Genomic DNA, 14,275 nt, shown 5'->3' on the forward strand with positions numbered 1-14,275 from the left:
AAAAACGCCAATAATAAATACAAAAAAACCAGCTCAACTAAGATTGAGCTGGCTTTACATTGTTCAAGAAAAAATAGAGCAGGCTAAGACAATGGCAATTGACGGATCATTTGCTGTACTTCATTACCATATTTTATGCGCTGTCTGGTCTCTTCGAGTGCGTACATTTGGGTCTTCTTAGCAGCAGGGTTAGCACTTCTGCCTTCAGTTACCATATTATCCGCTGATGACTTTTCCTGATCCAAGCGCCCAGGTATCGTTTTGACCGTAGACCAGCCCAAACTGCCAATCGAGCGCGCCGTCATTATACCTTGATAGATGGTATAGCCTCGTGCACCAACCTTTACCTGCCCAAGGAGGATCTTTGTGTAGCCACCGTGAATCGGGGGAGGCGTGTACGTCATCGTCTTGCCGCCCTGAGTCATTCTGGTCGCAATCACCCGTCCCTCAGAGCTGCCTATTCGCATGGCCGGGTTCGTTTTACTCGCCCATGCCACATTGTACTCACTCGAAGGCCTGATTTTATTCATTAAGCGAGAGCCAAGGCCTGGCTGTGTCACATCTTCCAGAGCACCGCCAGCTCTTACCCAACGCAGATTCTGAACCGACTTATAGGCCGAATACCCGCCACTTACCACACCAATAATATCGAAAGGAATCGTCGCTATATCAAGTTTACGGGAAATGTCCCCATCATCGATAACACCAGATGCAATTTGCAATGCGCCACTGGTCATCCCAGCAATACCACCGATGATACCAGCCGCCAACACCAAGCTTGAACCACCAGTAGGTGCCGCCAATGCAATACCAACTATCCCAGCAAGTACACCAAAAGCACCAAACAAGATCTTGCTGATATTCAAGTGCCCACTTGGGTCAGTGAAATTAATAGGATCATTGTGACAATACACATAAGCATTATGAACACCCTCATTAAAAGGCGCCAAACTGTCGGGGGCATTGAAACGCATCAGCTTAGGTTGGTAAACACGATAGCCTTGTCCTAAGTGATAACCTTGCAACACGGGGTCTAGCCACTCACCATTGAAGCCAATGTCTGAATGAGAGATTGTCATCGACTGCGCCATCGCCAAACGAACTGAAGTCGGTAGCAAGGATATGCCACCAGCCACTGCCGCTGTTTGACCAATTTTAATCAGAAACTGACGGCGATTAAGTGGGGTAATAAATACCGAGTCTTTATTCTTCATTTACATTCCCCGCTTGATCGCGTTGTCCATATGGAGAGTAACGGTACATCGAACCCGCTTTCCCTGAAGTATTAGAGGCAATGACAGAACCATTTTGATCCGTCGCCAACAACGTGGTTTCCGAGTCCATCTCTGACCATTTAGGCACTCCTTCGTGATAGATATACTGAGTGAGTTTGCCATTTTCCTCGATCGAAGCGAGGTCACCCCATAGATAGTTAAAGTGACGAGATTCAGAAACGGACTGTTGTGTAGACAGTCGGTCGTTGCTGTCATATTGATAGAGCCATTCGGTATTATCAGCTAACACACGCTGTAATCGGTCGAAATTGTCATATTCAAGAATTCGACCATCCGCATCTTGAGTCATGTTGCCATTCAAGTCGTACTCGATTGATATTTGGCTATCAAGTTTTGGATGAGAGTGAGTAATACTGGTCAACCGACTAGGGTCATCCGACTCGTAAAAATAACGAGCGAAATCTTCAGATTCGGCCGTCAATGTACGCTGAGTCAACATATTACCCAGCTCGTCATAGCTCCATTCAATTGAAGTCATTGGCTGTCCCCAATCACTCAAAGGTCCCGCCCCAAAGAATTCGACTTTAGTAAGCTGAGCAAGCTCGTCATAGGTATAGCTTTCTGTCAGGTTGCCTAATGTCGCACACTCTTTGGTACGAGATTCGAGCATACCCAGCGCGTTATATTCTTGTGATTGCTCAAAGATATAATGGTTGTTCAAGGCAACAGCACGATTCACTTCACGGCTGTACTCATCCCAATCAAGCTCCGTAATTTGGGTTTGATTACCAGACACTAAAGTCTCGACGATCACCCGATCAAACTCGTCATACTCGTAATAAACCGTTGTCGAGTTTGAGCTCAGCTTCACCAAGCGTCCGAGTTCATCATAACCATACTGTCGAGTATCCGTGTCGCTATCAACGGCAGCGATAACCCCGCCATCCGAATAGCTGTAGTAACGAATCTGTCCATCATTTACCTCAACTTCAGGCAACCCCTTCGACGAATAGGTGATGGTACTTTGATTGCCTTCACTATCTTGACTCCCGGTTTGCAAGCCGGATATTGGGTCATGACTATAGTTAGCAACCTGCCCATCAGACGACTTGGCACTCAATACACCCAATTGACTATCGCGAGTAAACTTACGCACTGGCGCTGACAAGCTAGTTTCAGTTTCAGGAATATTACTGCTGTCTGAGTAGGACCAACTCAGCGCCGCTTGAGTACTCGCACCGCGTCGTAGTGATCGCTGACGCCCTAAGCCATCAATGTCACGTTGTCCCACCGTTGTCCCACCAATCTTCAGGTCTACAACCTGTGACTGATCGGTATGCTCAGCATAGTTGATGTCGTGATCGACACCGTTCGCTTGAGTCATGCGAATCACGCGATCAAAACGGTCGTAATGGTAGTGCTTAGATTGAGCAAGCGGGTTGGTTTCTTTGATCAGCCTTCCCCACGAGTCATACTCATAATTCCAGCTATGGATCCCTTGCTCTTTTTTATCTTCAAGGCCCCAAGTGTTTAGAGAGCTCACCGTCATGGTTAAGCCTTCAATACCCTGAGTTTTCTTACGCGATGCAAGGTTGTTAAATTCAACGCGACGTTTTCCGTTCGCAAGCAGTGTCGATTTAACCTGCCCCCAATCATCGTATTCATAGCTCTCAGTTAACACTACAGGCGCTGATCTGGAGTTTCGATCGGGCAGCACATCATAGGTACTCTTGCTTTGCAGCCTGCCAAACGCATCGTACATTTTGGTCCATACGACTGAACTTCCAACCTTGGCTTCTAATTCTCGCCCTTGACCATCCCAGCTCTGCTCACACAAGTTACCTTTGCAGTCAGTTAACAGCAGAGTTTGTCGGCTCAAGCCAGTATCAACAATGTATTGGTACGAACGGGAAGCACTTCCTTCAATTCGCTCTTCGGTGGTTCTTCGAAGCGTGTCATAAGCAAATGAACAGCTGACACCGTCAGAGTCAACATGTCGTGCTAACTCACCAATATCAAGGTAGTGACCAACAACAAGATTGGTTTTCGTATTATCATGACAAGTCAGTTCTTCGTGTTCTTCAAGAACATCATTATCCAATGCATACTGATAACGTGAAGTAGCAGAATAGACACCGTTAGGGTGAAGAATGTCATTTTGTACCGAAGCCAGTCGGCTAAATGAATAGGTATCACTAGTATCAGTTTGATAAGCGTAATGAGTTTGGTAACGTTGTGTATCTTCTTCTAGGCTCAGCACTACGTCTCGCTGACCATTTAACCCCTCTAGAGAAGCATACTGGTAAGCAATCACTCTTTGTTCAGAGCCATTGTCTAACGTGCGGGATTTAACGAAATTAACCATGCCCGTTGGTGATGCAGGACAGCCCGCTTCTCCATTTTTAGCGTAGTATTCATAGTGTTCTGTAATACTATTCTCGTCGACAAACCTGAGCATGTTGCCGTATTCGTCATAGTCCCAGAATCTATTTTGAGCTTGGCTATCCGCTCCAGAAAGCCAAACCTGCTCCTCTTTACTGATCAATGAGTACTGAGCGGGTTGAGCGGAGAACTCTTGATTATCAAGGGCGGGGTAATCCAACCTTTTCAAATGAACCAGGTTGCCATCGACGTGTCGAGCTTCTTCAACAAGCAAGTGGAATTGATTGTAGGTTTGAGCCGTGACAATAGAGCCATTTTCAATTTTTTGTACGCGATAGCTGTACTCTCTGCCGCGCTCCAGCAAATTATCAAGCCCTTCGCTCAATTCTCCACCGGGCGATCCGTACCCCATAAAATTACGACTATCGGTACCAATACTGTCATAGGTCGTCGTGATGACAGGAGAGTTGAGAGTCAGTACATCATGAGAAGTCACCGCAGGCAAATAGGTCATCGAATTAATTCGAATGCCATTAGCTTTGTATCGCAGACTTTCCGTTAAACCACAAGGATGAACCACTTTCTCAATTAGCGTGTATGTACCAATGTTTAGATAACCAAAGCTATAGCTACCAGCGCGCTCAGGTAAGTCACACTTAACCAGCTTACTGTTATTTAGCGTAAGACCAAAAAAGGCCTCGTGGGTACTGCCAAGATTGGTAAAAATATTGACGCGACCTGTGCTCACATATTCAATCCACAGCAGCGCTGTTTGCTTGTTTGTTCTATCGTCCCAAATTTTGTCCAAGCGTTTCTTGCCGCCAACATTGAGCCAAGAGAAATAGAGGGCATGCCCATTGCTTTGGAGTACCTTAATGATGTCACCATCTTTATCTAAAATATCAGTACGGCCATTTTTATAAGTAATTTCGTAACCATTCGCGCTAGACGATACCGAAAAATCGAGCAACTTTTTGTAACGAATACTCATTTCTAGATTGGCATTTAATTCAGCGCGATAAGATTGCCCGTTGGCTAGATAGAGTTGTTTATTTTCAATATCGTATCTCGGAAGATTTAACTTCCAGCCTTTACCAAAACCAAGGTTATCTGCTGAGTATGGTGAGAATTGAATGGAGATATCGAGGTTTGGTCCCTTGAGCCAGTTACCAATAAGAGAGCCAAGTAAGATTTGGTATGAGTAGCTTCTGGTCCTTTGGTCTACACCGCCCGAACAAAAACTATCAAAGTTAAAAGCATTTGAAGTCCAATTAGACATAAATTTCCCCTAAAGTGGATGAGTTAGCCCAAATGGTTGAGCTAACTCAGTTTTTGTTCGAATGTTATTGGCTAACTAGGGTCCAACGGGTGTAATCCCATTTCTGACCACCACCAGTAAATTCACTTTGAGGATAAGTAAGCTTCAATGGTCCCTTGTTACCGTATTGGTCAAATACAGTAAATCGGTACTCCTTTTGCGAATCGTTGTTTGATGTTGCGTTATTCGAATATAACAGCTTGCTAAGAGTCACTGATCTTAGCTGTTGGTTAACACGCCACACAGCAGTTCGGCCTTCACCAGCAGCACTATTCCAAACATACTCGTCAGAGACATTGCGCTCTGAACCTGGAACAAATATATAGCCTTTCACAGAGCGATTATCGTCTGGGCAATCTGAGTAGCAGCCCAACCATTCATCGTTTAGGAACACTTTATCGCTATCCGACTCGTCAAAGTTATCCATAGCAACCTGAACCAGTTGAACGGACGTATCTTTCGGCGTCACATAAAAGTTACGCATCTCTGCTTTATCAAAATAGAACCCGTCGGCGTTGGCTTCTTCCCACACCAACTCACCTTCTCCAAGCTCAGAAAAATCAGCAGCGCTGTAAGACTTAGGCTGCACGCTTTGGTAGAACGCACTGCTTTCATTCGGGAAGGCACAGCTATCGTAGTAATTGTTGTCATACTGGCTTCCGGCATCGAACTTAACCTTCATACACACTTCACGATATTGAGCGACTTCGTTGCTATACACCCAAGCGGTTAATTTAGTATCACTTGCTGAAACACGAGACGTAGGAAGGGTTTTCGAGTAACCGTAACTGCTGCCCATTTGGTGAGAGTAGTCATTTGGATTCAACGTGTATCCCCAACAACCGCTTCCGTAACTGCAGTCTTTATCTTTACCTAACTCCTGCCCACTATTCTTTAGGTAAAAAGATATCGCTCCCTCTAAGTCACTCTTAGATACGGTCACTGGTCTGCCGTAGCTATCCGCAAAAGAAACAGAAACACTGAGTTTGGACTGCATTCTCCCGTTAGCATAAAAAGGCATCGGCACACCGTTGCTTTCGTTATGATCAGCCGTTAGGTCATCATCTACCACATGATAGTCGCCATTAATTGCAGCAACACTTACATTAGAAAAAACACACGCTGACATTGCTATTAACAATGACTTATTTATCGACAACTTCATAGTGTTGACCTTACATATTATTTATTAAGAAAATTAAAGAACAGACAACGTTATCACTGTATATGACGATTTTTTGATAATTAAACTCATCCTAAGGTCTTCACCTTATTTTTAAATTTATATTATCAACTATTACAAGTGGCATTATCCATTCTGATAACTATTGCTTACACGCTATTTAATTATTAAACAGCCAACACAAACTTAATTAATAACTTAATCAATGTAAAATCAGCCAGCATTCATGACACCTACCACATAACAGAAAAAAATGAACAACAATACCAAACATAAACAAACACTTAAATTGACAAATGCAACATCAAATCAAGATTATTCATTTATCAACCACGCTAATAATATAAATTTAATTATTTTTTTGTAAAAATAGCATATTTATTTGTCGTGACTCGCATCGTTACACTACCTTACTGTCAATACTATCACTGATTTTACATTGTTTTTATATTAACAAGAACTATTCGAGATAAATACCCTTATCAATAAAATGGGAATATTCATGATTCAGCTTATTCCCTCAGAATTTATCCAGCTCGTTAATTACGTCAAAATATGAAAGTTGCCGTGGAATTACGAACATGTTCATTTATTAACCGAGATTTTTATGTTTTCATCTGATTTCTATTAATATAAATAATGACAAGTTAATGAGTTCTATTAATGATTCCTCTCAATATTTTGAAAAGCTTGTTTGACCCGTCTACCAGTGTAGGCTTTAGACTTCATACTCAATTTACATCGAGGTATGTCATGTCTATAAATCGTTCCTTTGCAGTGCCTCAACCACTGCTGTCATTTTTTAATTCGCTATCCGACCCAGCCAAAGGAATTGCACTCGCGCTTATCTCGAACGCGCTGTTTATTTTAGTGGGTGTGATCGTGCGAGAGTTAAGCCAAACCATCGACATCTTCCAAATTCTACTGTTTCGTCAGCTTGTTTTTGTGACTCTGTTAATGCCTTCTATGGTCAGTAACATGGATGCGATGCTCAATCCTAAGATGGTGTCGATGCATGTGTGGCGCGTCACCGGGGCGTTCATCGCCCTCTACTTTAGCTTCTTAACCGTGAGTAACATTCCCTTTGCCGACGCGACCGCGTTAGGGTTTATGAAGGTGTTGTTTGTGGCAGTCATTTCCCGCCTGTTCCTGCAAGAAAACGTAGGCTGGGCACGAATGGCAACCATATTGGTAGGGTTTACTGGGGTGATGTTGGTCGTGCAACCGACGTTAGAAAGTGAGTCTTTGTTCTATATCGGGACGGGGTTGGTTGCTGCGTTAGGTGCGGCGATAGCGGTTATCTGTGTGAGAAGAATGGCTAATATAGAATCCAAGGTCGTGGTGTTGGCTTATCAAGCGATATTCGTTGGCGCAGTCGCTCTAGTTCCGGCAATTATTGAGTGGAAATGGCCAACAGGTTCTGAATTCCTGCTGTTGATATTGGTTGGTGTGATCTCGTCTATTGGTCAATGGTTTGGTGTGACGGCCTACAAATGGGGAGAAGCGAACGTGGTGTCGAATGTCGAATACTCACAAATGATCTACTCAATGGTTCTAGGCTATCTGTTGTTTGCTGAACTACCAAACTCACTCGCTTTGATCGGTGCGAGCTTGATTTTATTCAGTGCCATCCTACCGTTTATCATCAAAGTGAAGCGGAAACACTAACAGTCCATTGTTCAGGCTAACTGTTAACTGATTACCTATTTATGCCCCAAACCGCATTTAGCAAGGGGCATTGATCATGCGTTTATTAATGCTGCTCAAAATATTGGTCATGTTGAGATTTTCCAGATTGGTCTTGAGTGCCAGGATAGAACTGTACAAGCGTTTGATCAGCTAAAGTGAGGTGAATCCAACCCTCTTTGACTTTCAGCCAATTAGTGCCGCTTGTCTCATAGACAATAGGAAAGCTGCCCCAACCTGATTCTGATACCTGCAACTCTTGAAAACGGTCAATTGGAGTGAGTTTCTTGCTGTTGAAATCAGCATTAGAGTAAACCAGCAGAGGCTCGATAGCATCGGTTGGCTTAAACGTATAACAACTGATAGAGGCTGAAGTGCGATCAAACCATTGGTAAGGCTGCGCGCCGGTTAAATCATAAACGGTGCAGTCATTGAACTTAATGGCCCACTCTTGGTGAGCTTTAAAGCCGAGATAGCCTATTGGCTGTAATGGTTCAGGCTGAAAGTCAGTCTCTGGCTCATAGACCGGTTCTGAGGTAGTACATCCCATAAGCCCAAGACTAAAAAGGAAAGTCACAGTACGCTTCATCATTGTAATACCTCAGTTCCGTTAATAGATAAGTAACCCAATTAAGTCTCTATATTAAACGGTAAGTTCTAAGCGATTACCATCAGGATCGAGCACACAACTCTCATAATAGCCATCACCTGTTCTTCTTGGGCCGTCTAAGCGCTCATAACCGTTTTCAACCAAACGCTGAGTCAGTTCATCAACCGCTTGTTCCGAGCCTAATGAAATCGCCATATGAATGAAGCCTGTGAACTGGTCATAAATGTCATCTTTCGATTCAGGCACAGAATCCATTTCCATGATCTCTAAACGACTTCCAGTTTCGAAAGACAGGAAGTATGAAGAGAAACCTTTGGTTGGGTTGTGATATTTTGAGTTTGATGTTGCGCCGAAATAGTCTTCATAAAATCGTTTCAACACTTCGAGTTGTTTGGTCCAAATCGCGATATGTTCGATCTTCATTTTTATCACTTAATGTTTACGTATGACACTAGATTACTCGCCAAATAAGGAAGGATAAACAGAACAGAATTCATCAAAGATGTTCCTATTTAAGGATCGGCTGAATTATCAAAATAACAACAATTAGCTGCACAGTATTAACATCTAAGTTTGTGTAATACATAGCTTTGATCCATAGTCGGGTTTTTACACAATCCGAGATTTACACTGTGAGCTTTTTAAAACTGATCATGCTAGCTGCAATATGGGGAGGCTCGTTCCTTTTCATGAGAATTGCCGCGAATCCATTGGGCCCAGCGGTGTTGATTGAAGCTCGAGTGCTGTGCGCTGCCGTCACTCTACTCTTGGTTTCTTTTTACCTGAAAAGGAAGCTTTCTTTTAATGCCCATGCGAAGCACTTTTTCATTCTTGGCTTGTTCAATACAGCGCTTCCTTTTTTGTTTTTCGCTTATGCCGCACAGACACTGAACGCCTCGACACTTGCTATCTTGAACTCAACCGCGCCAATATGGGCGGCAATCATTGGTGCGATATGGACAAAAACAACACTCGAGGCGAGAGTTCTACTAGGGCTTGGGATTGGAGTAACAGGAGTTGGCGTGTTAGTCGGCTGGGATGCGATGAATATTGGCCAAGAAGCTATACTTCCTATTTTTGCTGCGGTGATGGCGGCCTTTAGTTACGGAATAGCGTCAAACTATACCAAACAAGCACCTAAAGTTGAGGCATTCAATAATGCTCATGGCAGCATGTGGGCGGCTGTATTAATCGTATTACCATTTGTGTTCTTCATTCCGATGAGAGAAGCACCCAATCTCACCATTACCATGTCGGTCATCTTATTGGGTGCAGTATGTACCGGGTTAGCGTACCTACTTTATTTCAACCTCATCAATGAACTTGGTGCGCCTTCGGCTCTATCTGTCACCTTCTTGATTCCTGTTTTTGGCATCTTATGGGGCAACCTTTTCTTAGATGAAGCGATTGGTATCAACACAGTGGTTGGTTCAATTCTTGTTATCACTGGTACTATGTTAGTAACCGGAATGACGCCGTCTAAGATGATAGAGGGCGCCAAACAGAAACGAGCAGCAAGAGCGGCTCGTTAGTCGGCCATGTATTGTTGAATCCTGTTTCTCAACCACTGATGAGCAGGATTCAAATCGGTTCTCTTATGCCAAATCATATACTGCTTCATGGGCAAGACCTCGAAAGGCTGGTCGAGCACTTGCAGTTGGAATCGCTCCGCAAACTGATTAGCAAAATCACGAGACGTGCTACCAACACAGTCTGAACCAGAGACCAACACACACATCGTCATCAATGAATCACATTCGGAACTGACTTTTCGTTGCTGTATCGGGCTTTTTGTAAAGTAATCTGCGGTATAGAGGCGAGAGCGACGCATTCTGAAGGTGATGTGTTTCTCATGATAGTACTGCTCTTCCGTTACCGAACCATCAATCCTTGGGTGCCCTTTCTTGGCGATCAATACGAGCTCATCTTCGATCACTTGCTGGTTCATATAACCATTCACTTGTGGGTAGTGAATATCGATCGCCAAGTCGGCTTGTTGCATGCTCAAACTCTGCAGAAGATCTTCCTCATTGCTTGGCACCATATTGAATTCGATTGAGATATTTCCCAGCGTTTCATCTTGCTCGACAAGGGGCTGAAGCTTGGTTAAACCGATCTCATTCACTAGAAGTCTGAATACATGATGCTGCTGGTTATCGAATTGCTTTAAAGTACTGACTGCGCTGGTTATCCCCTCGAGTGCGGGTTCTACTCGGCTTGCCAGTTGCACCGCAGCGTTAGTCGGAATGATCCCTCGACCTTCACGAATAAACAGGTCAGTATCAAGCTGAGATTGGAGTCGCTTCAATGCACCACTCACTCCTGGCTGAGTCATACCCAGTGATTCCGATGCTAAGGTAATCGACTTTAATCGGTATACTTCCAAAAACACGCTCAGCAAATTCAGGTCTAACTTTTCAACATCACTCACAATCACTCTCCATGTCAGGTGTGGTCGCATCGAGCCTACGACGAGCTTTCGGCTTCAATATGTCACTATTAAGCATACAACACATAACAGTTCGTGATGTGTTAAATAAAGCTTACTTTATTTTTTGCTATATGTCTTATTCCTATAATCGCCTCAACGAAACAAAATTCTGAAATGAAGAGGCTATTATGAAAACTTCTCGCACATTCAAAAATGCATCACTGTTCCTAGCTATTTCTCTCGCATTCCCTGCGGTTGCAGCCAATCATGACCACGCACACTTCAGCGAAATTGGCGACCAAGGTGGCAAAAATGCAACCGAAATGACCACTAAAGCAAACAACGAGTTCGCAAAAACTCTTAACTTTGCTGATATTCGCGCTTTTGAGAATAACAACAAAGGCTTGATTGCTAGCTTTGACCAAGAGACTGGCGACATCATTCGCAATAGCTTTAACTTCATCGATCCAAGTGTTAATAACGCAGACCAAGCACCTGATTCGGTAAACCCTTCACTTTGGCGCCAAGCGGTATTAAACCAAGCGGCTGAAGGTTTATATGAAGTTGTTCCGGGTAAAGTATACCAAGTTCGTGGTGCGGATTTAGCGTCTATATCTTTCATTCGTAGTGACAGTGGTTGGATTGCTTACGACGTTCTTCTTACCAAAGAAGCAGCAGCTAAAGCTCTTAAATTTTTCCAGAAAAACGTACCTGATGGCGGTGAACTGCCAGTCGTTGCAATGGTTTACTCTCACTCTCACGCTGACCACTTTGGTGGCGCGAGAGCAATCAAAGATGCATACCCAGATGTAAAAGTGTACGGTTCGAAAAACATCACTAAAGAAATCGTAGATGAGAACGTATTGGCGGGTAATGCAATGTCTCGTCGTACCGCTTATCAGTACGGTGCAACGTTGAACCGACACAAGCACGGTATTGTAGATGCGGCGCTGTCTAAAGGTCTATCAACAGGTAGCATTACTTACGTACTGCCAGACTACGAGCTAAACCATAACGAAGAGATTGAAACTCTGGTTATTGATGGCCTAGAAATGCAATTCATGGATGCATCTGGGACGGAAGCAGCCTCTGAGATGGTGACTTATATCCCGAGTATGAAAGCACTTTGGACTGGTGAGCTGACTTACCAAGGCATGCACAACCTGTACACACTGCGTGGTGCAAAAGTACGTGATGGCTTGAAGTGGTCGAAGAAGATCAACGAAATGTTGGTGACATGGGGCGAAGAAACTGAGGTGTTATTCGCCTCCCACTCAGCTCCAGTTTGGGGTGAAGAAGAGATTTCTGACTACTTAAAAATGCAACGTGATGCTTACGGTTTTACTCATAACCAAACGCTTCGCTTAGCGAATAACGGTGTGGTTCTGCAAGACATCGGTGATGCGATTTACGAAGTAATGCCAGACAGCATTCAGCAGACTTGGCACACAAACGGCTACCACGGTACTTACTCTCACAACGCTCGCGCTGTGTACAACATGTATCTTGGTTACTTCGATATGAACCCGGCGAACCTAAACCCATTACCAATCGAGCCAGAATCGGTGAAGTTTGTTGAGTACATGGGCGGCAGCGATGCTGTGATTGAAAAAGCGCAACAAGATTTCCAAGAAGGTGAATACCGCTTCGTTGCAACCGCATTGAATAAGGTGATTCAAGCAGAACCAGATAACAAAGTTGCACGTGGCCTATTGGCAGACACTTACGAGCAATTGGGTTATCAATCAGAAGGTGCAGGTTGGAGAAACATCTACCTAACGGGCGCTCAAGAGCTTCGCATTGGCACTCAGCCGGGCGCACCAAAAACGGCATCTCCGGACGTGTTAGCGAACATGACGATTGAAAACCTACTCGATTACTTAGCAGTAAAAGTGGATTCTCTAAAAGCACAAGAAACACCATTTACATTGAATATTCAGCTACCAGATGTGCAAGAGTTCTACTACGTTGAGATGTCTAACGGTAACCTGAATAACATTCAAGTAAGCGAGCTACAAGACGCTGAAACGACACTGATCATCAATAAGTCTGACGTGTCTGATATCGTGCTTAAGAAAACAAGCCTTGGAAAACTGTTAGAAGACGGACAAGCAGGCGTGAAAGGTGACAAATCATCTCTGAACAAACTGTTGTCTTCCCTGACTGAAGCTGACACCTCATTTGAGATTGTGCCGCGTCCAAACAAAGGTGAAGAAGTTGATGCAGAGCTATACCAAGATTCAGCGGTACACGCGCATTAAGCTCCAAAAAAATATCTATAAAATAACAACGTCAAACAAAGCCAATATAGGCTGAAAAAAGGCTAATAACGACCAAGCCTCAACTAAAAAATTTAGTTGAGGCTTTTTCTTGCAAGAGTATTTCCTCCAGCAGGCTTAAATCTTGCCATTACAAACCACTCACAAAAGCTTTAGAGAAATCGCAGTATAATATCCAGCAATCCTACCCGACTCAGTATTGTCATAATTCTCATTTACAGCACATTACCTAACCGTTGTTCCTCCCATCATGTGAACTAGTATGAATTTTGCGCACCGAATCTTTGTTATAAAAGTTACACGGGAAATGTTTCAAAGGAAGAAAAATGCAAAAAACAATTCTGATCACAGGGGCCACGGATGGCATTGGTTTAGAGACCGCAAAAGCACTAACACAACAAGAGCACCATGTTCTGATTCATGGTCGCAACCCAGCTAAGGTTAGTAAAGTCTTGGCCGCTCTGTCTCGCCTGTCTAAGAGTGCAATCATAGAAAGCTATATCGCAGACCTATCGACGCTCTCTGATGTCGATAAACTCGCCACCCAAATCAAAAATAATCACAAGCGACTCGATATACTGATCAACAATGCTGGCGTATACAAGGTGTCGGACATCACCACCTCAGACAACCTTGATGTACGTTTTGTTGTGAACACCATTGCGCCTTATCTACTAACACAGAAGCTGCTCCCTCTTTTTGGTGCGACAGGTCGCATCGTCAACCTATCTTCAGCAGCCCAATCAACCGTAGATTTAGAAGCGCTTACCAGTCCGAACGCAGGCAAATTAGATGGCCCAGTTTACGCGCAAAGTAAGCTCGCGCTGACAATGTGGTCTATCGAATTGGCCAACACTCTATTAGATAATGGACCTGCGGTGATCCCGGTGAACCCTGCTTCTTTCCTTGGCAGCAAATTGGTCAAAGAGGCTTATGGCGTGGACGGGAATGATCTGGCAATTGGAGCCGATATCCTTTGTCGCGCGGCACTCAGTGACGAGTTTGCCAGCGCTTCCGGTCAATATTTTGATAATGATTCTGGGTTATTCAAAGATCCCCATGCCGATGCATTGAATCCCGCTAAAAACCGTAAATTAGTGGAAACGCTTGACCGGTTGCTAAAAGAGAAATTGTGCATGGCACCCAGTTGA

10 protein-coding genes are annotated in these 14,275 nt (G+C 44.0%); 4 read left to right on the forward strand and 6 right to left on the reverse strand.

Annotation, left to right across the window (positions count from 1 at the left end; genetic code table 11):
• Window positions 1–83: 83 nt before the first annotated feature.
• From CWO13_RS02435 to CWO13_RS02445, 3 genes are all read right to left on the reverse strand, one after another.
• Window positions 84–1,214: an RHS repeat-associated core domain-containing protein gene (locus CWO13_RS02435; RefSeq protein WP_004736818.1), complete on the reverse strand. Its 1,131-nt coding sequence runs from the start codon at window positions 1,212–1,214 to the stop codon at window positions 84–86.
• Window positions 1,204–4,896, reverse strand: coding sequence for an RHS repeat protein (locus CWO13_RS02440; protein WP_108082478.1), 3,693 nt, complete (start codon window positions 4,894–4,896; stop codon window positions 1,204–1,206). The genes CWO13_RS02435 and CWO13_RS02440 overlap by 11 nt, the downstream gene beginning before the upstream one ends.
• A gap of 64 nt (window positions 4,897–4,960) precedes the next feature.
• Window positions 4,961–6,088 (reverse strand): hypothetical protein, encoded by a 1,128-nt coding sequence (locus CWO13_RS02445; protein WP_108082616.1) that lies wholly within the window; start codon window positions 6,086–6,088, stop codon window positions 4,961–4,963.
• Between the two features lie 783 nt (window positions 6,089–6,871).
• Between CWO13_RS02445 and CWO13_RS02450 the strand changes: the two genes are divergently transcribed.
• Complete coding sequence (locus tag CWO13_RS02450; RefSeq protein WP_108082479.1) at window positions 6,872–7,786, forward strand: DMT family transporter; 915 nt, start codon at window positions 6,872–6,874, stop codon at window positions 7,784–7,786.
• Between the two features lie 85 nt (window positions 7,787–7,871).
• Here CWO13_RS02450 and CWO13_RS02455 read toward each other — a convergent pair whose 3' ends face one another.
• Both CWO13_RS02455 and CWO13_RS02460 read right to left on the reverse strand, forming a co-directional pair.
• Window positions 7,872–8,396, reverse strand: a complete 525-nt coding sequence (locus CWO13_RS02455) for a hypothetical protein (RefSeq protein WP_102432578.1) — start codon at window positions 8,394–8,396, stop codon at window positions 7,872–7,874.
• A 51-nt stretch (window positions 8,397–8,447) separates the two neighbouring features.
• The gene (locus CWO13_RS02460; RefSeq protein WP_048660915.1) at window positions 8,448–8,837 is read right to left on the reverse strand and encodes a VOC family protein; all 390 of its coding nucleotides are present in this window, start codon (window positions 8,835–8,837) and stop codon (window positions 8,448–8,450) included.
• Window positions 8,838–9,067: 230 nt separating this feature from the next.
• Here CWO13_RS02460 and CWO13_RS02465 point away from each other — a divergent pair, with 230 nt between their 5' ends.
• Window positions 9,068–9,946: a DMT family transporter gene (locus tag CWO13_RS02465; protein ID WP_102432580.1), complete on the forward strand. Its 879-nt coding sequence runs from the start codon at window positions 9,068–9,070 to the stop codon at window positions 9,944–9,946.
• Here CWO13_RS02465 and CWO13_RS02470 read toward each other — a convergent pair.
• Entirely contained in the window at window positions 9,943–10,845 is a 903-nt protein-coding gene (locus tag CWO13_RS02470) for a LysR family transcriptional regulator (RefSeq protein ID WP_048660913.1), read from the reverse strand. The genes CWO13_RS02465 and CWO13_RS02470 overlap by 4 nt on opposite strands.
• A 188-nt stretch (window positions 10,846–11,033) precedes the next feature.
• Between CWO13_RS02470 and CWO13_RS02475 the strand changes: the two genes are divergently transcribed.
• Window positions 11,034–13,106 (forward strand): alkyl/aryl-sulfatase, encoded by a 2,073-nt coding sequence (locus CWO13_RS02475; protein ID WP_102432577.1) that lies wholly within the window; start codon window positions 11,034–11,036, stop codon window positions 13,104–13,106.
• A gap of 344 nt (window positions 13,107–13,450) precedes the next feature.
• The gene (locus CWO13_RS02480; RefSeq protein WP_102432576.1) at window positions 13,451–14,275 is read left to right on the forward strand and encodes an SDR family NAD(P)-dependent oxidoreductase; all 825 of its coding nucleotides are present in this window, start codon (window positions 13,451–13,453) and stop codon (window positions 14,273–14,275) included.

Origin of the sequence: Vibrio sp. ZF 223, assembly GCF_003050585.1 — a bacterium.
GTDB classification, from domain to species: domain Bacteria; phylum Pseudomonadota; class Gammaproteobacteria; order Enterobacterales; family Vibrionaceae; genus Vibrio; species Vibrio crassostreae.

Coding starts and splice junctions, on each gene's coding strand:
- CWO13_RS02435 (WP_004736818.1), bottom strand. CDS start 1,214: ATGAAGAATAAAGACTCGGTATTTATTACCCCACTTAATCGCCGTCAG.
- CWO13_RS02440 (WP_108082478.1), bottom strand. CDS start 4,896: ATGTCTAATTGGACTTCAAATGCTTTTAACTTTGATAGTTTTTGTTCG.
- CWO13_RS02450 (WP_108082479.1), top strand. CDS start 6,872: ATGTCTATAAATCGTTCCTTTGCAGTGCCTCAACCACTGCTGTCATTT.
- CWO13_RS02455 (WP_102432578.1), bottom strand. CDS start 8,396: ATGATGAAGCGTACTGTGACTTTCCTTTTTAGTCTTGGGCTTATGGGA.
- CWO13_RS02460 (WP_048660915.1), bottom strand. CDS start 8,837: ATGAAGATCGAACATATCGCGATTTGGACCAAACAACTCGAAGTGTTG.
- CWO13_RS02465 (WP_102432580.1), top strand. CDS start 9,068: ATGCTAGCTGCAATATGGGGAGGCTCGTTCCTTTTCATGAGAATTGCC.
- CWO13_RS02475 (WP_102432577.1), top strand. CDS start 11,034: ATGAAAACTTCTCGCACATTCAAAAATGCATCACTGTTCCTAGCTATT.
- CWO13_RS02480 (WP_102432576.1), top strand. CDS start 13,451: ATGCAAAAAACAATTCTGATCACAGGGGCCACGGATGGCATTGGTTTA.